We start from the raw sequence: 18,066 nt of genomic DNA on the forward strand, positions 1-18,066 counted from the left end.
GGAAATATCGGGCATATGCAAATCCCCTGCAGCACGGCGCCTCTTTTCAGACGTGCCGAGGCATGCTGCAGCCCTTCGAAGCGACGCATCGGCCTTCTGAATGCATAGGTTGGGATCGCGTCTGTTCCGCACTTTATAATGCAATGCAGCATGATATAAAGGCGGGATTGGGAGGAGGATTGAATGCAGGATAACAGACCACTTTGGGTGCCCTCGGCGGAAGCCGTTGCAAGAAGCCCGATCCACGCCTTCATGGCGCGCTGCAATGCCGATTTCGGGCTTTCGCTTTCGGGCTTTGAAGATCTGCATGCCTGGTCGGTGGCCGAGCGGGAGAATTTCTGGTCGGCCGTCTGGGATTTCTGCGGCGTGAAGGGGGAGCGCGGCGCAGAGGTGCTCATTAATGGCGACCGCATGCTGGAGGCTCGCTTCTTTCCAAATGCGACGCTGAACTTCGCCGAGAACCTGCTGGCCGGCCGCGGCGATGGCGATGCCATCATCTTCCGCGGCGAGGACAAGGTCGAGGGTCGCTGGTCGTGGGACCGGCTGCGGGCGCTGGTCTCGAAGCTGCAGCAGGCTTTCAAGGCGCAGGGCGTCGGTGAAGGCGATCGTATTGCTGCGATGATGCCGAACATGCCGGAGACCGTCGCCGCCATGCTGGCGGCCGCCTCGATCGGCGCTATCTGGTCGTCCTGCTCCCCCGATTTCGGCGAGCAGGGTGTGCTCGACCGCTTCGGCCAGATCGGCCCGAAGCTGTTCATCGCCTGCGATGCCTATTGGTATTCCGGCAAGCTGCAGGATGTCGGCGCCAAGGTCGCCGCGGTCGCCAAGAGCCTCGCTGCCCCCACGATCGTCGTCCACTATGCCGGGGATGCCGAGGCGGTGGCGCGCGCAACGCCTGGGGCTTCGACGCTGGAAACCTTCGTCGCGCCCTATCAGGCCAAAGAGGTCGAGTTCACGCCGCTTGCCTTTGCCCATCCACTCTACATTCTCTTCTCCTCCGGCACCACGGGCGTGCCGAAATGCATCGTCCATTCGGCCGGCGGCACGCTGTTGCAGCATCTCAAGGAGCAGCGGCTGCATTGCGGCCTTAAGGCCGGCGAGAAGCTCTTCTACTTCACCACCTGCGGCTGGATGATGTGGAACTGGCTGGTCAGCGGTCTTGCCAGCGGCGCCACGCTCTGCCTGTTCGACGGTTCGCCTTTCGCGCCGGATGGCAATGTGCTGTTCGACTACGCCGCGGCCGAGAACTTCGCGATCTTCGGCACCTCTGCGAAATATATCGATGCGGTGCGCAAAAGCGGGCTGACGCCGCGCACGAGCCACGATCTTTCCAGCCTGCGGCTTATGACCTCGACCGGTTCGCCGCTGTCGCCTGAGGGCTTCACCTTCGTCTACGAGGGCATCAAGGCGGATGTGCAGCTCGCCTCGATCTCCGGCGGCACCGATATCGTCTCCTGCTTCGTGCTCGGCAATCCGCTGCAGCCGGTCTGGCGCGGCGAGATCCAGGGGGCCGGCCTCGGCCTTGCGGTCGATGTCTGGAACGATGACGGCAAGCCGGTGCGCGGCGAAAAGGGTGAACTCGTCTGCACCAAGGCCTTCCCGTCGATGCCGGTGATGTTCTGGAACGATCCCGACGGCGCCAAATATCGCGCCGCCTATTTCGACCGGTTCGACAATGTCTGGTGCCATGGCGATTTTGCCGAATGGACCGAGCATGGCGGCCTCGTCATCCACGGCCGTTCGGATGCGACGCTCAATCCCGGCGGCGTGCGCATCGGCACGGCCGAGATTTATAATCAGGTGGAGCAAATGGAGGAAGTGGCCGAGGCGCTGTGCATCGGCCAGGAGTGGGACGACGACGTGCGCGTCATCCTCTTCGTTCGCCTTGCCCCCGGCGTGACGCTGACCGAGGATCTGATCAAGGCGATCAAGACGCGGATCCGCACCGGCGCCTCGCCGCGGCACGTGCCGGCCAAGATCATCGCGGTCGCCGATATCCCCCGCACCAAATCCGGCAAGATCGTCGAGCTTGCGGTGCGCGAGGTCGTTCACAACAGGCCGGTGAAAAACCAGGAAGCGCTCGCCAATCCCGAGGCGTTGCGGCTCTTTGCCGGGCTGGAGGAACTCAAGGATTGAGAGCGGACCGGAAGCTACAAGCTTTTATCACTTATCCACGCACTCTCATGGAAACCTTTCGTTAAGAAAGGTTTGTCAAATCTAAAAGCCAACTTGGGGGCCGTGTATGAACGAGGCGGCCTGGAGCCCTAAAGCGCCGCGCGTCTTAGACGCGCAATCATGCAGCAGGGCTTTCGATACATGATGGTGATCGACTGAGCTCTTGTTGAACAGCACCAAATTCAAGGCAGCCTCGGCTGCCTTTTCTTTAGCGCTCAGCCGGCCAACACCCGCTGCGACGGGAAGGTGATCTCGACGAGCGTACCCTCGTTCGGCGCCGAATTGATCGAGAAGACGGCGCGGTTGGCATCGACCATCGCCTTGGTCAGCGGCAGGCCGAGCCCGGTGCCGTCGCCGCGATGGCGCGATTGGGTCGAGGAGACCTGCCGGAACGGTTTCATCGCCTGGTCGAGTTCGCTGCGCGTCATGCCGATGCCTGTATCGCGGACCCTCAGCACGACGCTGCCATTCGCCTCATAGGAGGTGGAAACGACGATCTGCCCGCCGGATGGGGTGAAACGGATGGCGTTCGACAGGATGTTGAGCGCGATCTGCTTGATCGAGCGCAGATCCGCCACGACCTCGGGCACCGCATGCGACAGCGCTGTGCGGATGATGACGCGCTGGCCGTTTGCCTGCGGCTGCACCAGGGCGACCGCCTCGGAGACCGCCTCGTTGAGGCCGACGGCGGCAAAATCGAGATCCATCTCGCCCGCCTCGATCTTCGAAATATCGAGCAGGTCGTTGACGATATCGAGCACGTGCCGGCCGGAGCGGCCGATGTCGTTGGCATATTCGATATAACGCGGATGGCCGATCGGCCCGAAGCGTTCGCCGGCCATCATGTCGGAAAAGCCGATGATGGCGTTGAGCGGCGTGCGGATCTCGTGGCTGACGCGGGCGAGAAAATCGGTCTTGTGGGCATTGGCGGTTTCGGCCGCGCCCTTGGCGTTGCGCAGCTCGTCCTCGGTGCGCTTCCACTGGGTGATATCGCGGATGACGGCACAATAGCCGTTGGAGGAGGTGAGCTGACCCATCGTCATGAACAGCGGCACGAAGCCGCCGGCGGCCTCGCGGCCGATCACTTCGCGCCCGTCGTTCAACACACTGGCGACGCCATGGCCGGAGAGGCCGTGGAGATAGTCGAGTACCGCCTTCTGGCTCTCATGGGCAAACAGCATGACGAAGGGTTTGCCGCGCGTCTCCTGCTCGTCGTAATTGAAAAGCGCGCTCGCCGACCGGTTCATCGAGCGGATGTCGCCCTCCGTGCCGATGACGACGACGCCGTCGGTCGCCGTTTCCAGGATCGAGCGCAGCTCCTCCACTTCGACCTGCAGTTTGGCGACCTTTTCGACCATCCGCTCGGGCCGCGCTTCTGTCCGGCCCCCGGAACGGCCTGTATCGCTGCGGCCCTCTTCCTTGCCTTCCACCGGCATCAGCGCCAGCATCAGCGCGTTGGCGTCTTCCCAGCGCACCGATTGCAGCCGCGCCGTCACCGGCACCAGGCTGTCGTCGGCCTTGACCAGCATCATGGTGCCGGAGCCTGCGGCCTTTTCCTCGAGTTCGCGGCGCTGCAGCAGGGCTTCGATGCCGCCGACCTCGCGCAATGCGTCGAGCGAGGTGTAGCCGGTCAGCCGCATGAATTCCGGATTGGCATGGAGCAGCGCATCGCCGACATGGATAAGCACCGCGACCGGCAACTGGTCGACCGTTCCCAGCGAAAGCCCGTCCGTCATCTTGACGCGCGGCGGGATGAAGCTTGTCAGAACCTCGATCTGGCTGACCGTCTCCTCCAGCCCTTCCGTCGCTTCGTCCTCATCTATGTCGTCAGTCGCCTCGACACTGGCATCGTCCTCGCGAGCGTCGTCGTCGCGCTGGGCGTCGGCGGCATTCTCGAAAATCGCTTCCTGCGGCGCGATCTCCTCGAGCGACGGCGCTTCCGCCTTGTCGGCAATGGGTGTTTCGGCCTTGAGGTCTTCGGCCCCAGAAGCCTCTTCAAAGCTCGCCGTTTCCGTGGCGGCGGGGTCACTCCGTCCCGGTCCAGCAGGTTCGTCCTTGCTGGCGCCGAAAGCCTCGAGACGCTTGGCGATCTCGCGGAAATTGGCCTGTTCGGCGGCCGTCAATGCGGCGCCGCTGTTATGGAGCTGAACGATCTTGTCGGAGAAACGGCGATTGGGCGTTTCCGAAATGCGAAGCGCCGGCGGCTCGTTCGACATTTCCGCTGTCGGTTCGACGGCGGAGATATCGCCGGACTCGGCGCTATCGTCTGCTGTTTCTGAAGCGCTTGGCTGGAAAGGCGGTTCGTCGGACGCCTGCACGATGGACGCCTGTTCGGCGGCAATCTGCTCGGGTGCTGGCTCCGTCTCCGGCTGCGGCTCGCTTACTGCAGGCGCCTGGTCCTCGACCTCATCCGGCAGGGCGGGTTCGCTCGGGACTTCTTCCTGCGCTGCCGGCACCTCGTGTGCCGCCTCGGCAACGGTCTCGGGCACCGGGCCGAGGCTTGCCGCATCATGGCCGACCCCATCCGGGCCGAGCGTCAGGCCGAGCGCCAGCGGATCTTCCTGCGCATCGGAAAGCCGGACGACGCCGAAGCCGCGGAAACCGTCGAAGTCGCGGTTGCGGGTATAGGTCGGCAGCGCCGCCAGATCGACGGGAACGACGAGGCTTGTGCCTTCGACCGGCCAGAGAATGGTTTTGCCCGACCATGTGTCGCGGCGGGCGAGCGCCTCGGCAAGCTTGCCGTCGGGATCGAGATTGAAGAGGGCGGCGACGTCGCCGAAGGCGGAACCAATAATCTCGGAGGCATGCGGACCGACGGCCTCGGCAAATTCGTGGCTGACTTCGTTGAACCGGCCCTCGGCATCGATCTTCCAGACGAAGCGCGTGGCGCGGCTGTTCGGCCTGAAGACGAAGCCGGGCGCAGCCGCAAGCTCAGGGGCAGGGGAGGCGTCGGCGACCATAGGCGGTGCGACGACGGGCTCTTCGTGAACCGCTTCCGGCGCCTCTTCGACAGGCGCCTCGCCGGCTTCAACAGGCGGTTCCGCCGTCGCCGTGATGGAGGCAAGGTCGTCCTCGATGATCGCGGCAGGCTCGTGGGCCTCATCCGCGCTGCTGTCGATCACGCCAGCGTCGCTTTCCGGCTTGGCATCTTCGGGGAGACCGGCTTCGTCGGCCATCTCGTCTGCTGTTGCCGCTGTGCTTTCCGCCGGCTGGTCGTTTTCGCCGGTAATGTCCTCGAGCGTTTCCTCGACTTCCTCGATCCCCGAGACGGCCTCGATGATCTCGGTAAAGCCTGTGGCGGCAACAGGCTCGTCACGGAAGTCTTCGGCCGGCGGCACGCTGTCTTCCTGCACGGGCGCATCAATCAAGTCGAGCGCGGGGGTATCGATCGGATCTGACGCGGCCGCGTCGACCGGGTCGAGATGGCCGATCGCGGTCTCCACGGCAAAGAGCAGGTTGAGCGCCGGCTCGTCGCTGAGCTTGCCGACGGCTGCCGGAAGATTGCCTCTGCCGGTGGCAACGGGTCGCTTCACCAGCCGGTCGGGATGCGCGCCGGCAAGGTTGATCAAGGTCTTTGCCGTCTGCGCGGAAATCCCGAGCGAGGCAAAGCCCGGCGAGGCGGCGATGACGTCGCCATCGGCGCCGATCACGGCCATATGGGTGTCGGGGTCATCGAGCCCCTGCAGCATCTGGGCCGCCGAAGCGCCTGACGTCAACGGCTTTGCCGAGACCGGCACCGAAAACAGCATGGCCTTTTCGCCTGACGAGAGCCGGATCAGTTCGGCCGCCGCCTGCACCTGCACACGCTGAAAGCCCTTGGCGACGCGGATCATCAGGCTTCTGTGGTCACCGATATCGGCAAGCTGGCGCGCCGCCGTTTCCAGCTGGCGGAAGGTGATGTCGGTGCGATCGACGCCCTGATCGAGCAGATCATAGACGGCTGCATGGCCGAAAAGTTCGGCACCCGCACCGTTCGCCCAGAGTAGGCGGGCAAGGTCGGCCGAAAACAGCACCATCGCTTCGCCGCGTGAAAAACGTTCCCGCACCCGCGCATGCACGGCGATATCGATGAACGGATATTGGACTGCGGGCATGATCGAACCTTGTCGCTGTCGGCCTTCTTAAATTAACGGCTTATTAATAACTGCGGGGCGCATGCGGGTCCAGAAGAGCAGGGGGTTTTCGGCCGGCAAGGTTAACGTCTTGTGCATTGCACAATAAATGTTGCAATGCACAACGGAATGTCTTATATAAGCGTCATCCCAACTATTGCAGGCAGCGACTGCCTCAGCCCAAAGGATGCGACCCATGGCTACCATAAAGACCGACGACGTTTTTTCAATCGCTTCTTTCGACCCGTCCAAGTTCGCGGAATCCTTCCGTGATTTCGCCGAAAAAGGCGCTCAGCAGTCCAAAGACGCCTATGCCAAGCTGAAGACCGCTGGCGAAGAAGCCGGCAAGACCCTCGAAGCCACCGTCCAGACGGCACAGGCCGGCAGCGTCGAACTCGGCCTGAAGGCGATCGACATCCTGCGCGTCAATTCCGAGAACTCGCTCTCGCACTTCGAAGCGCTGCTCGGCGTCAAGTCCCCCGCCGAATTCTTCGAGCTGCAGACCTCGTTCATCCGCAAGCAGGCTGAGCTGACCGTCGAGCAGGCGAAGTCGATCCAGGAAACCACCAAGCAGGTTGCCGAAAAGCTCGCAAAGCCCTCCAAGGACGCCGCCGAAAAAGCCATGGCTTCCTTCAAGGTTGCCTGATCGATCTTAATTGATCGGAGACAAAAGGCTGGACCTCGTGTCCAGCCTTTTTGTATATTGACGCGGAATGGGGCTTGAATTCATCGCCAAGTCCTCGTATGTGACCCCCATCGCGCCAGACGCGATTTATGCGGTTGTAGCTCAGTTGGTTAGAGCGCAGGTTTGTGGCACCTGAGGTCGGAGGTTCGAGACCCCCCAACCGTACCATTTCCCCACGTCAGCTCCCTATCGGACAGATCGCTCCGGCTGCGTCATTTCGACCGAAACGTACAGACGTTTGACTATATTTGTAAATGATCCTGGCCGAGGCTGATTGTCTTGCGAAGAGCGCGGGCTTTCACCCATCGAACGGCAGACGAGGCGTGCTTTCTGACAAGCAGCATCCCGTGGCTTTGAGGGGTGCCCCTGAAGAAAACCTACGCTTCCGACGGCGAGTTTGCTGCTTATTTACCACACAAGATTGAACATTTGAGAAGAACAACTCATCCGTATGGTGCCACGCCGCGGCGTGAGCTACCGTGTGGCATACAATAGCAGCGAGCTCCGCAATTGCGACATCCGCCCTCGATAGGGAACGATCCACTTACGCAAGTGATTGCGAAAGATGCGAACCGCGAAGCCGACCCGCGGCAAGACAGGCGGAGACAACGTTCGGGGGTGCCGAAAAATCCGGACCTCGTTTTCCCGATGAGTGTGGAGACTTACTAAATTTCAGCAGATGACCGTAACTTCAATTTAAGTGCCGTCATGCGAGCAATTGCGAACGTTCGGACGGGCAGAGCGTAGGATCCTGGAATATGTCTTCTAGCCTTTGTTAATCGCATCATAACCGTAGTTGCGAAGACCAAAAAAATTCTGCGTAGAAATGAAGCTTTTAGTTGAAGTTTCCCGAGGGAACTGGGATGAGGCAGCGGCCGGATGGATAGGCAAACGGGGATTTTATGACGAGCCTCATTACTTTTATTAAGTACGTCGACTCGACTGGGGATCAGAGAATTGACGGGCTTTTCAGCGGTACTGCGTGGGACGGAACGATAACCTATGCGTTTCCTACTCTCTCGACATCGTATTCCTATGATGGTGAAAAAGACTTCGATTTCTCTTCGATTTCCTCGCAACAACAGTCTGCAGCCTTGTTTTTGATGGAGCAATCCTATGGAAACGCGGCAAATGACGGCTTTTCGGTTGAGGGGTTTACGAACGCCAATTTTGAGGCGGGAAGCGCCGATACCGCAACCGTGCGGTTCGCTCAGTCCTCTCTACCTCCGACGGCATGGACCTATTATCCGGGTAATAAAAGCTACAGCGGCGATGTCTGGTTCGGAACCGGATATGCCGGCACTGAAGATGATCTTCGCTTCCCGGGTTTCGGCAACTATGCGGGCCATACGGTAGCGCATGAGCTGGGTCACGCTCTCGGGCTGAAGCATGCTAATGAAGCGGATTATCCCGCTATGACGGTCGTTCCGCGTGCATACGACTCGCTCGAATATACGATCATGACCTACCGCACCTATGTCGGAGATAATGGGGACGGGTACGAGTATGAACATGACGGGGCGCCACAAACCTTCATGATGCTCGACATTGCCGCCCTGCAGGAAATGTATGGTGCGGACTATACGACGAACAGTGGCGATACCGTCTATAAGTGGAATCCGGACGAGGGCATCACCTATGTCGACGGCGTAGCGGCCATCACCCCTGATGCTAACCGCATCTTCGCGACAATCTGGGACGGTGGCGGTATCGACACCTATGATTTGAGCGCTTATACCACCGCCCTCAGCATAGATCTGCGAGCAGGAGGATACTCGGTCTTTTCCCGAGATCAGTTAGCCGATCTGGGGGGTGGGCCGAACAATGGCTATGCCCGCGGCAACATTTTCAACGCCCTTCTTTATCACGGCAACGTAGCGTCCCTGATCGAGAATGTTCAGGCCGGCTCCGGCAACGATAAGATTGTAGGCAACGAGGCGAACAATACGCTTTGGGGCAATGCCGGAGACGATTCGCTTTATGGTGGCGTTGGCAACGACGCGTTGATCGGCGGTACTGGGTCCGATTGGATGGTCGGCGGGGCGGGTAACGACCTCTATGTTGTCGACGATAATTTCGATGTTGTGATCGAGAGTGCGAACGAGGGGACGGACACAGTCCAGACGGCGCTTTCAAGCTATACGCTCAGCAACAATGTCGAGATTCTGACCTATACGGGATCGGCCAGCTTCACCGGCACCGGCAATGCGCTTGCCAACACGATCACCGGCGGCGCCTTCAACGACACGCTGGATGGCGGTGCTGGCGCCGACAGCTTGACCGGTGGGGTGGGCGACGACATTTACATCGTCGACAATGCCGGCGACAGCGTCGCCGAGAACACCGGCGCGGGGACCGACACGGTTCGCACGACACTGGCAAGCTATACGCTTGGCGGCAATGTCGAGAACCTCACCTACATCGGCACGGGAAGTTTTACCGGGACAGGCAATGGCGTTGCCAACACGATCAAGGGCGGGGCAGGTGCCGACACCCTGGACGGAGGCGCCGGAGCCGACATACTGATCGGCGCAGCCGGCAACGACACCTATATTGTCGATGTTTCCGACGTGGTCACCGAAGGGCTGAATGAAGGAACCGATCAGATCCGGACGGCGCTTTCTTCCTATGCCTTGACCAATATTGCCAATGTCGAGAACCTGACGTTCATCGGCACCGGCAATTTTGCTGGGACTGGAAACGGCCTCGCCAACACGATCACCGGCGGCGCCGGCAACGATACGCTTGACGGCGGCGCCGGCAACGACACGCTGAATGGGGGGGCTGGCAACGACATCTATCTGGTCGACAGTGCGAGCGACGTGATCACCGAACTGGTCAGCGGAGGCACCGACGAAATCCGCACGGCGCTTGCAGCCTACTCGATGGCCGCATTGGCAAATGTCGAGAAGCTGACCTATACCGGGTCCGCCAACTTCACCGGCACCGGCAATGTGCTTGATAACACGATCATAGGCGGCGCCTTCAACGACACGCTGGATGGCGGGGCTGGCGCCGACAGCTTGATCGGCGGGTTGGGCGACGACATCTACGTCGTCGACAATGCGGGCGACCTCGTCACCGAAGCCGCCGATGAGGGTACCGACACCGTTCGCACGACACTGGCGAACTATACGCTTGGCAGCGATGTCGAGAACTTCACCTATACCGGCACGGTCGCCTTTGCCGGGACCGGCAATGACCTTGCCAATACGATCAAGGGTGGGGCAGGTGCCGACACCCTGGACGGAAAGGCCGGTGCGGACAGCTTGATCGGCGCAGCCGGCAACGACACCTATATTGTCGATGATGTTGGCGACGTGGTCACCGAAGCCGCCAATCAAGGCACCGATCTGATCAAGACGGCGCTTTCAAGCTATACGCTCGACAACAATGTCGAGAGCCTGCTCTATACGGGCTCTTCCAGCTTCACCGGCACCGGCAATGCGCTCGTCAACGCGATCACCGGCGGCGCCGGCAACGACACGCTTGACGGCGGCGCCGGCAACGACACGCTGAATGGCGGTGCTGGCAACGACACGCTGATCGGCGGGACCGGTTCCGACACGATGTCGGGCGGGACGGGCGACGACACCTATGTGGTCGATATTGCGAGCGACCTGGTGATCGAGAATGCGAATGAGGGGACGGACACGGTCCAGACGGCGCTTGTCAGCTATACGCTCGGCAACAATGTCGAGAACCTGACCTATACGGGCTCCGCCAACTTCACCGGCACCGGCAATACGCTCGCCAACACGATCACTGGCGGCGCCGGCAATGACACGCTGAACGGCGGGGTAGGTTTGGACACGTTGATTGGTGGCGACGGCAACGACACCTACATCATCGACAATGCCGGTGACATCGTTACCGAAGCTGCCGATCAGGGGATCGACACGGTTCGCACGACACTGGCAAGCTATACGCTTGGCAGCGATGTCGAGAACCTCGCCTATATCGGCACGGCGGCCTTTGTCGGAACAGGCAATGATCTCGACAACACGATCACGGGTGGCGCTGCCAACGATACGCTTTCCGGCGGTGTCGGCAACGATACGCTGAATGGCGGGGCTGGTGCCGACAGCTTGATCGGCGGCGAGGGCAACGACATCTATATCGTCGACCATGCCGGCGACATCGTCACGGAAGCGGCCAGCGCCGGGACTGACACGGTTCGCACGACACTGGCCGCTTACACACTGGGGGGCAATGTCGAGAACCTCACCTATAGCGGCACGGCAGCCTTTGTCGGAACAGGAAATCTGCTCGACAACATTATCATAGGCGGTGTTGCTGCCGACAAGCTCGTGGGGGCTGGCGGCAACGACACTTTGATCGGCGGTGGTGGCTCCGACACGATGCTGGGCGGGATTGGCGACGACACCTATGTGGTCGATATCGCGACCGACATCGTGATCGAGAATGTGAACGAAGGGACGGACACGGTCCAGACGGCGCTTTCAAGCTATACGCTCGGCAACAATGTCGAGAACCTGACCTATACGGGCTCCGCCAGCTTCACCGGCACCGGCAATGCGCTCGCCAACACGATCACTGGCGGCGCCGGCAATGACACGCTGAATGGCGGGGCCGGTTTGGACAGCTTGATCGGCGGAGCGGGCAACGACACCTATATCGTCGACAATGCCGGTGACATCGTCACCGAAGACGCCGATGCGGGGACCGACACGGTTCGCACGAACCTGGCGAGCTATACGCTTGCCGACAATGTCGAGAACCTGAGCTTTGCCGGCACAGGGGCTTTCGCCGGGACCGGCAACGCGCTCGATAATGTGATCACGGGTGGCGCTGCCATTGATACGCTTTCCGGCGACGCCGGCAACGACACGCTGGATGGCGGGGCAGGTGCGGACAGCTTGACTGGTGGTGAAGGCGACGACACCTACATCGTCGACAATGCGGGCGACCTCGTCACCGAAGCCGCCGATGAGGGTACCGACACCGTTCGCACGACACTGGCGAACTATACGCTTGGCAGCGATGTCGAGAACCTCACCTATACCGGCACGGTCGCCTTTGCCGGGACCGGCAATGACCTTGCCAATACGATCAAGGGTGGGGCAGGTGCCGACACCCTGGACGGAAAGGCCGGTGCGGACAGCTTGATCGGCGCAGCCGGCAACGACACCTATATTGTCGATGATGTTGGCGACGTGGTCACCGAAGCCGCCAATCAAGGCACCGATCTGATCAAGACGGCGCTTTCAAGCTATACGCTCGACAACAATGTCGAGAGCCTGCTCTATACGGGCTCTTCCAGCTTCACCGGCACCGGCAATGCGCTCGTCAACGCGATCACCGGCGGCGCCGGCAACGACACGCTTGACGGCGGCGCCGGCAACGACACGCTGAATGGCGGTGCTGGCAACGACACGCTGATCGGCGGGACCGGTTCCGACACGATGTCGGGCGGGACGGGCGACGACACCTATGTGGTCGATATTGCGAGCGACCTGGTGATCGAGAATGCGAATGAGGGGACGGACACGGTCCAGACGGCGCTTGTCAGCTATACGCTCGGCAACAATGTCGAGAACCTGACCTATACGGGCTCCGCCAACTTCACCGGCACCGGCAATACGCTCGCCAACACGATCACTGGCGGCGCCGGCAATGACACGCTGAACGGCGGGGCAGGTTTGGACACGTTGATTGGTGGCGACGGCAACGACACCTACATCATCGACAATGCCGGTGACATCGTTACCGAAGCTGCCGATCAGGGGATCGACACGGTTCGCACGACACTGGCAAGCTATACGCTTGGCAGCGATGTCGAGAACCTCGCCTATATCGGCACGGCGGCCTTTGTCGGAACAGGCAATGATCTCGACAACACGATCACGGGTGGCGCTGCCAACGATACGCTTTCCGGCGGTGTCGGCAACGATACGCTGAATGGCGGGGCTGGTGCCGACAGCTTGATCGGCGGCGAGGGCAACGACATCTATATCGTCGACCATGCCGGCGACATCGTCACGGAAGCGGCCAGCGCCGGGACTGACACGGTTCGCACGACACTGGCCGCTTACACACTGGGGGCAATGTCGAGAACCTCACCTATAGCGGCACGGCAGCCTTTGTCGGAACAGGAAATCTGCTCGACAACATTATCATAGGCGGTGTTGCTGCCGACAAGCTCGTGGGGGCTGGCGGCAACGACACTTTGATCGGCGGTGGTGGCTCCGACACGATGCTGGGCGGGATTGGCGACGACACCTATGTGGTCGATATTGCGACCGACATCGTGATCGAGAATGTGAACGAAGGGACGGACACGGTCCAGACGGCGCTTTCAAGCTATACGCTCGGCAACAATGTCGAGAACCTGACCTATACGGGCTCCGCCAGCTTCACCGGCACCGGCAATGCGCTCGCCAACACGATCACTGGCGGCGCCGGCAATGACACGCTGAATGGCGGGGCCGGTTTGGACAGCTTGATCGGCGGAGCGGGCAACGACACCTATATCGTCGACAATGCCGGTGACATCGTCACCGAAGACGCCGATGCGGGGACCGACACGGTTCGCACGAACCTGGCGAGCTATACGCTTGCCGACAATGTCGAGAACCTGAGCTTTGCCGGCACAGGGGCTTTCGCCGGGACCGGTAACGATCTCGACAACACGATCACGGGTGGCGCTGCCATTGATACGCTTTCCGGCGACGCCGGCAACGACACGCTGGATGGCGGGGCAGGTGCGGACAGCTTGACTGGTGGTGAAGGCGACGACACCTACATCGTCGACAATGCGGGCGACCTCGTCACCGAAGCCGCCGATGAGGGTACCGACACCGTTCGCACGACACTGGCGAACTATACGCTTGGCAGCGATGTCGAGAACCTCACCTATACCGGCACGGTCGCCTTTGCCGGGACCGGCAATGACCTTGCCAATACGATCAAGGGTGGGGCAGGTGCCGACACCCTGGACGGAAAGGCCGGTGCGGACAGCTTGATCGGCGCAGCCGGCAACGACACCTATATTGTCGATGATGTTGGCGACGTGGTCACCGAAGCCGCCAATCAAGGCACCGATCTGATCAAGACGGCGCTTTCAAGCTATACGCTCGACAACAATGTCGAGAGCCTGCTCTATACGGGCTCTTCCAGCTTCACCGGCACCGGCAATGCGCTCGTCAACGCGATCACCGGCGGCGCCGGCAACGACACGCTTGACGGCGGCGCCGGCAACGACACGCTGAATGGGGGTGCTGGCAACGACACGCTGATCGGCGGGACCGGTTCCGACACGATGTCGGGCGGGACGGGCGACGACACCTATGTGGTCGATATTGCGAGCGACCTGGTGATCGAGAATGCGAATGAGGGGACGGACACGGTCCAGACGGCGCTTGTCAGCTATACGCTTGGCAACAATGTCGAGAACCTGACCTATACGGGTTCCGCCAGCTTCACCGGCACCGGCAATGCGCTCGCCAATATGATCACCGGCGGCGCCTTCAACGACACGCTGAACGGCGGGGCAGGTTTGGACACGTTGATCGGTGGCGACGGCAACGACATCTACATCGTCGACAATGCCGGTGACATCGTCACCGAAGCCGCCGATGAGGGGATCGACACGGTTCGCACGACACTGGCGAACTATACGCTTGGCAGCGATGTCGAGAACCTCGCCTACATCGGTACGACGGCCTTTGTCGGAACAGGCAATGATCTCGACAACACGATCACGGGTGGCGCTGCCGCTGATACGCTTTCCGGCGGTGCCGGCAACGATACGCTGAATGGTGGGGCCGGGGCCGACAGCTTGATCGGTGGGGCTGGCAACGACACCTATATCGTCGACCATGCCGGCGACATCGTCACCGAAGCGGCCAGCGCCGGGACCGACATGGTTCGCACGACACTGGCCGCCTACACACTGGCGGCCAATGTCGAGAACCTCACCTATATCGGCACGGCAGCCTTTGTCGGAACAGGAAATAGCCTCGATAATTCGATCACGGGTGGTGCTGCCGCCGATACGCTTTCCGGCGGTGCCGGCAACGATACGCTGAATGGCGGAGCCGGGGCCGATCGTTTGATCGGCGGGACGGGCAACGACACCTATATCGTCGACAATGCCGGCGACCTTGTCACCGAAGCGGCCGACGCGGGGACAGACACGATCCACACGGCGCTCGCGACCTACTCGATCGCCGCACTGACCAATGTCGAGAACCTGACCTATACCGGGTCCGCCAACTTCACCGGCGCCGGCAATGCGCTCGCCAACACGATCACCGGCGGCGCCGGCAATGATGTGCTGAATGGCGGGGCAGGTGCTGACAGCTTGATCGGCGGGGCGGGCAACGACACCTACATCGTTGACCATGCCGGCGACGTCGTCACCGAAACCGCCGACGCAGGCATCGACATGGTTCGCACGACACTAGCCGCCTACACACTGGGGACCAATGTCGAGAACCTCACCTATATCGGAACAGAAGGGTTTGCCGGAATAGGGAATGCGCTGGACAACATTATCGTCGGCGGCAGTGGTTCTAATACCTTAAAGGGCGGCGCCGGCAACGATACCCTCACTGGTGGAGCGGCAACCGACGTCTTCATTTATTCGACGAACTGGGGTCATGATACGATCACAAACTTCGTGGCAACCGGCTTCGCACAGGACGTGATCTCGATCGATGACAGCATTTTCGCCGACTGGGACTCGCTTTTTGCGGCAACCGAGCAGTCCGGGGATGATACAATTATCAGAGCCGATGCCGACAACACCATAACGCTAACGAATGTTGCTCTTGCAAATCTGCATTCGTGGGACTTCTCCTTTGCGTAATCTTTGATCGGACCTCGCGGCATATTTTTGTCGGGAAGGAGGCTACCCGTAATTCCGGCGGATATCGACGTACGTTGTTGCGGCGTAGCGCTTTCGCTCACGGTCACCGCTGCAGCGAGGTTGCGCAACGGCAGTGTCGCCGCTTATCTGGCTGAAATACACCTTCATCTGTGTCATTCACGCCGGCCGCGAATTGCTGCGGTTGAATGAGCGTCGTGCGACCTCCCAGTGCAGGAACGAAAACCGGGATCCTATCGATTGGATGGAACCCATGCCGTCTCCCCCCCGTTCTCCAAGTTAACGGGAGAATATGCATGTCGAAAACCCTTCTCTACGGCGCGACCAAAATCGACGAGACGAACAGCGCTTATGCACCGATCGAAAGCCTGGCGGCGTTCCAGTGGAAGAACCGCGTCTTCGTCGTTTTGGCCGACAAGGACAATGCTCGCGCCGCCCGCCAGGAAAATCAGCTTTTGGCCGATCGCTCAGCCCTCGACGAGCGTGATCTGGTGGTGCTCAAGATTTCGGGCGCAGCTGTCCTGCCGCTCTTCGGTGCGGCGGACGGCCTTGACGGCGAGGCGATCCGCCGCGATCTCGAGGCGGCGGAGATTGGGGAATTTGCCGCCTTCCTTGTCGGCAAGGACGGCACGGTGAAGCTCAAGGTTAGCGAGCCTATCACCGATGGCGAGCTTTTCGCTATCATCGACAGCATGCCGATGCGCGCTGCCGATGTGCTGAAGCCGGACAAATAGCCCCGGCCCGTCGTCAGTTTAATCCAGTATCATGCAAAGGGAGGCGGCCATGTCCGTGCCCAACGAACCCATTCCCGATCAGCCGCCGATGCCGGCACCCGGCTGGAAGCCGGTGCCGCCGATCACGGAGCCCGAGCCGGACCGGCTGCCTGACGAGGCGCCGGTTCCCAATCCGGATGAAAATGACGAGCCGGCAAGGCACGTTTCCCGTTAAAGGAAGATCTGCCGCTCGGCGCCGATGAGTTCCTGCAGGAAATCGACGACGCTCCTGACGCGCACCAGGTCGCGGGCCGTCTCGTGGTAGGTCGTCCAGTAGGCGCGCCGGATCGAAATGTCGGGCAGGATGCGTCGGAGCTCCGGATATTGCCGGGCAATATAATCATGCAGAATGCCGATGCCGGCGCCTGATCGTACCGCCTCCGTCTGCCCGATCGCCGTCGAAATCTCGAAGCTGGCATCCCAGCTTCGCATCACCTCGCCGGAGAAATTCAGCGACGCGGTGAAGATCAGGTCTTCGACATAGCCGATGCGTGGATGCGCCTTCAGCGCCTCGATATCGCTTGGCGTGCCCCGGGAGGCGAGGTAATCACGCGAGGCATAGAGGCCGAGCGTGTAGTCTGTGAGCTTGGAAGAGACGAGCCGGCCCTGTTCGGGCCGCTCCAGCGTGATGGCGATATCGGCCTCGCGCTGCGACAGCGAAAAGGAGCGCGGCACCGGGACAAGCTGGATCTTCAGCGCCGGATGACGCTCGATCAGTCTTCCCATGCGCGGCGCGAGAAAAGAAACGCCGAAGCCGTCAGGCGCGCCGACGCGCACCGTCCCGGCGATCGCCGTATCGGTGTGGCCGAGGCTCGCCTGTGCTGCGAGCATTTCCGTTTCCATCCGCTCGGCCGATGCCAGGAACACTTCGCCTTCCGCCGTCAGTTCGCAGCCATTGGTGCGGCGGATGAACAGCCGCGTCTTCAGCGCCTCTTCCAGCGAGGTCAGCCGGCGCGAGAGCGTGGCGTGATTGAGCCCCAGCCGCTTCGAGCCGGCAAGGATCTGCCCGGTGCGGGCGACGGCAAGGAAAATCCGGACGTCGTCCCAGTTCATGGCTTGGCCCGCATTACGATGGGATCGACATCGAGAAGCGTCAGCGATGTCACCATGCCGGCCGTCTCGGCCTTGTATTTGAGGAAATGCGGTGTCCGCAGATGAGCCTCGTATGCATCCTGGTCGGCATAGACCTCGAGAATACGGATCCGGTTCGGGTCGTCCCTGATGGAAACAGCACTGAGAGAAAGGACGCCTGCTTCCAGCCTGACGGATGCCTCGATTTCCTCCGTCAGCAAGGCGCGATAGGCGTCAAGCATGTCCGGATTGATCTCCAGCTCCGCCATTCTGACGACGGGTTTGCGGCTCATCGGTTTGACCTCCCCTTGGGATTTGACTTGTCCGCCTGCCGTTCCAAGTTTGGGAGCAGCAGCAACGCCTGATGCAATGGCAGTGCTATAATTTACGCACAACGGT

General features: G+C 61.1%; 9 protein-coding genes and 1 tRNA gene. 7 read left to right on the forward strand and 3 right to left on the reverse strand.

The annotated features are described in order from the left end of the window. Positions 1–183 precede the first annotated feature (183 nt). Entirely contained in the window at positions 184–2,136 is a 1,953-nt protein-coding gene (locus tag CO657_RS01975) for an acetoacetate--CoA ligase (RefSeq protein WP_054183686.1), read from the forward strand. A gap of 254 nt (positions 2,137–2,390) precedes the next feature. Here CO657_RS01975 and CO657_RS01980 read toward each other — a convergent pair whose 3' ends face one another. Continuing rightward, complete coding sequence (locus CO657_RS01980; RefSeq protein WP_054183685.1) at positions 2,391–6,269, reverse strand: sensor histidine kinase; 3,879 nt, start codon at positions 6,267–6,269, stop codon at positions 2,391–2,393. A gap of 214 nt (positions 6,270–6,483) precedes the next feature. Between CO657_RS01980 and CO657_RS01985 the strand changes: the two genes are divergently transcribed. The 6 genes from CO657_RS01985 to CO657_RS36580 all read left to right on the forward strand — a co-directional run bounded on the left by CO657_RS01985 (position 6,484) and on the right by CO657_RS36580 (position 16,771). Further along, positions 6,484–6,933, forward strand: coding sequence for a phasin (locus tag CO657_RS01985; protein ID WP_003588432.1), 450 nt, complete (start codon positions 6,484–6,486; stop codon positions 6,931–6,933). Positions 6,934–7,063: 130 nt separating this feature from the next. Continuing rightward, positions 7,064–7,140: transfer RNA gene (locus tag CO657_RS01990), tRNA-His, on the forward strand. 734 nt (positions 7,141–7,874) lie between these two features. Next, entirely contained in the window at positions 7,875–13,115 is a 5,241-nt protein-coding gene (locus CO657_RS01995) for a M10 family metallopeptidase C-terminal domain-containing protein (protein WP_245487144.1), read from the forward strand. A 23-nt stretch (positions 13,116–13,138) separates the two neighbouring features. After that, a complete protein-coding gene (locus tag CO657_RS37180; protein ID WP_245487145.1) occupies positions 13,139–15,805 on the forward strand; it encodes a beta strand repeat-containing protein in 2,667 nt (888 codons plus the stop codon). 314 nt (positions 15,806–16,119) lie between these two features. Further along, the gene (locus tag CO657_RS02000) at positions 16,120–16,557 is read left to right on the forward strand and encodes a DUF4174 domain-containing protein (protein ID WP_054181358.1); all 438 of its coding nucleotides are present in this window, start codon (positions 16,120–16,122) and stop codon (positions 16,555–16,557) included. A 49-nt stretch (positions 16,558–16,606) separates the two neighbouring features. Further along, positions 16,607–16,771, forward strand: coding sequence for a hypothetical protein (locus tag CO657_RS36580; protein ID WP_097609939.1), 165 nt, complete (start codon positions 16,607–16,609; stop codon positions 16,769–16,771). On the opposite strand, the gene CO657_RS02005 is transcribed toward CO657_RS36580, so the two are convergent. Both CO657_RS02005 and CO657_RS02010 read right to left on the reverse strand, forming a co-directional pair. Next, positions 16,768–17,649, reverse strand: a complete 882-nt coding sequence (locus CO657_RS02005; protein ID WP_054181359.1) for a LysR family transcriptional regulator — start codon at positions 17,647–17,649, stop codon at positions 16,768–16,770. The genes CO657_RS36580 and CO657_RS02005 overlap by 4 nt on opposite strands. Next, positions 17,646–17,960 carry a putative quinol monooxygenase gene (locus tag CO657_RS02010; RefSeq protein ID WP_054181360.1) on the reverse strand — a complete coding sequence of 105 codons (315 nt, stop codon included), beginning with the start codon at positions 17,958–17,960 and terminating at the stop codon, positions 17,646–17,648. The genes CO657_RS02005 and CO657_RS02010 overlap by 4 nt, the downstream gene beginning before the upstream one ends. Positions 17,961–18,066: the final 106 nt, after the last annotated feature.

It is taken from the genome of Rhizobium acidisoli (assembly GCF_002531755.2).
In the GTDB taxonomy this organism is placed as follows: Bacteria; Pseudomonadota; Alphaproteobacteria; order Rhizobiales; family Rhizobiaceae; genus Rhizobium; species Rhizobium acidisoli.

Bases quoted from the DNA above. Each gene is read 5' to 3' on its own strand.
- CO657_RS02000 (WP_054181358.1), top strand. From the start codon at position 16,120: ATGTCGAAAACCCTTCTCTACGGCGCGACCAAAATCGACGAGACGAAC.
- CO657_RS01980 (WP_054183685.1), bottom strand. From the start codon at position 6,269: ATGCCCGCAGTCCAATATCCGTTCATCGATATCGCCGTGCATGCGCGG.
- CO657_RS01985 (WP_003588432.1), top strand. From the start codon at position 6,484: ATGGCTACCATAAAGACCGACGACGTTTTTTCAATCGCTTCTTTCGAC.
- CO657_RS36580 (WP_097609939.1), top strand. From the start codon at position 16,607: ATGTCCGTGCCCAACGAACCCATTCCCGATCAGCCGCCGATGCCGGCA.
- CO657_RS02010 (WP_054181360.1), bottom strand. From the start codon at position 17,960: ATGAGCCGCAAACCCGTCGTCAGAATGGCGGAGCTGGAGATCAATCCG.
- CO657_RS01975 (WP_054183686.1), top strand. From the start codon at position 184: ATGCAGGATAACAGACCACTTTGGGTGCCCTCGGCGGAAGCCGTTGCA.
- CO657_RS02005 (WP_054181359.1), bottom strand. From the start codon at position 17,649: ATGAACTGGGACGACGTCCGGATTTTCCTTGCCGTCGCCCGCACCGGG.
- CO657_RS01995 (WP_245487144.1), top strand. From the start codon at position 7,875: ATGACGAGCCTCATTACTTTTATTAAGTACGTCGACTCGACTGGGGAT.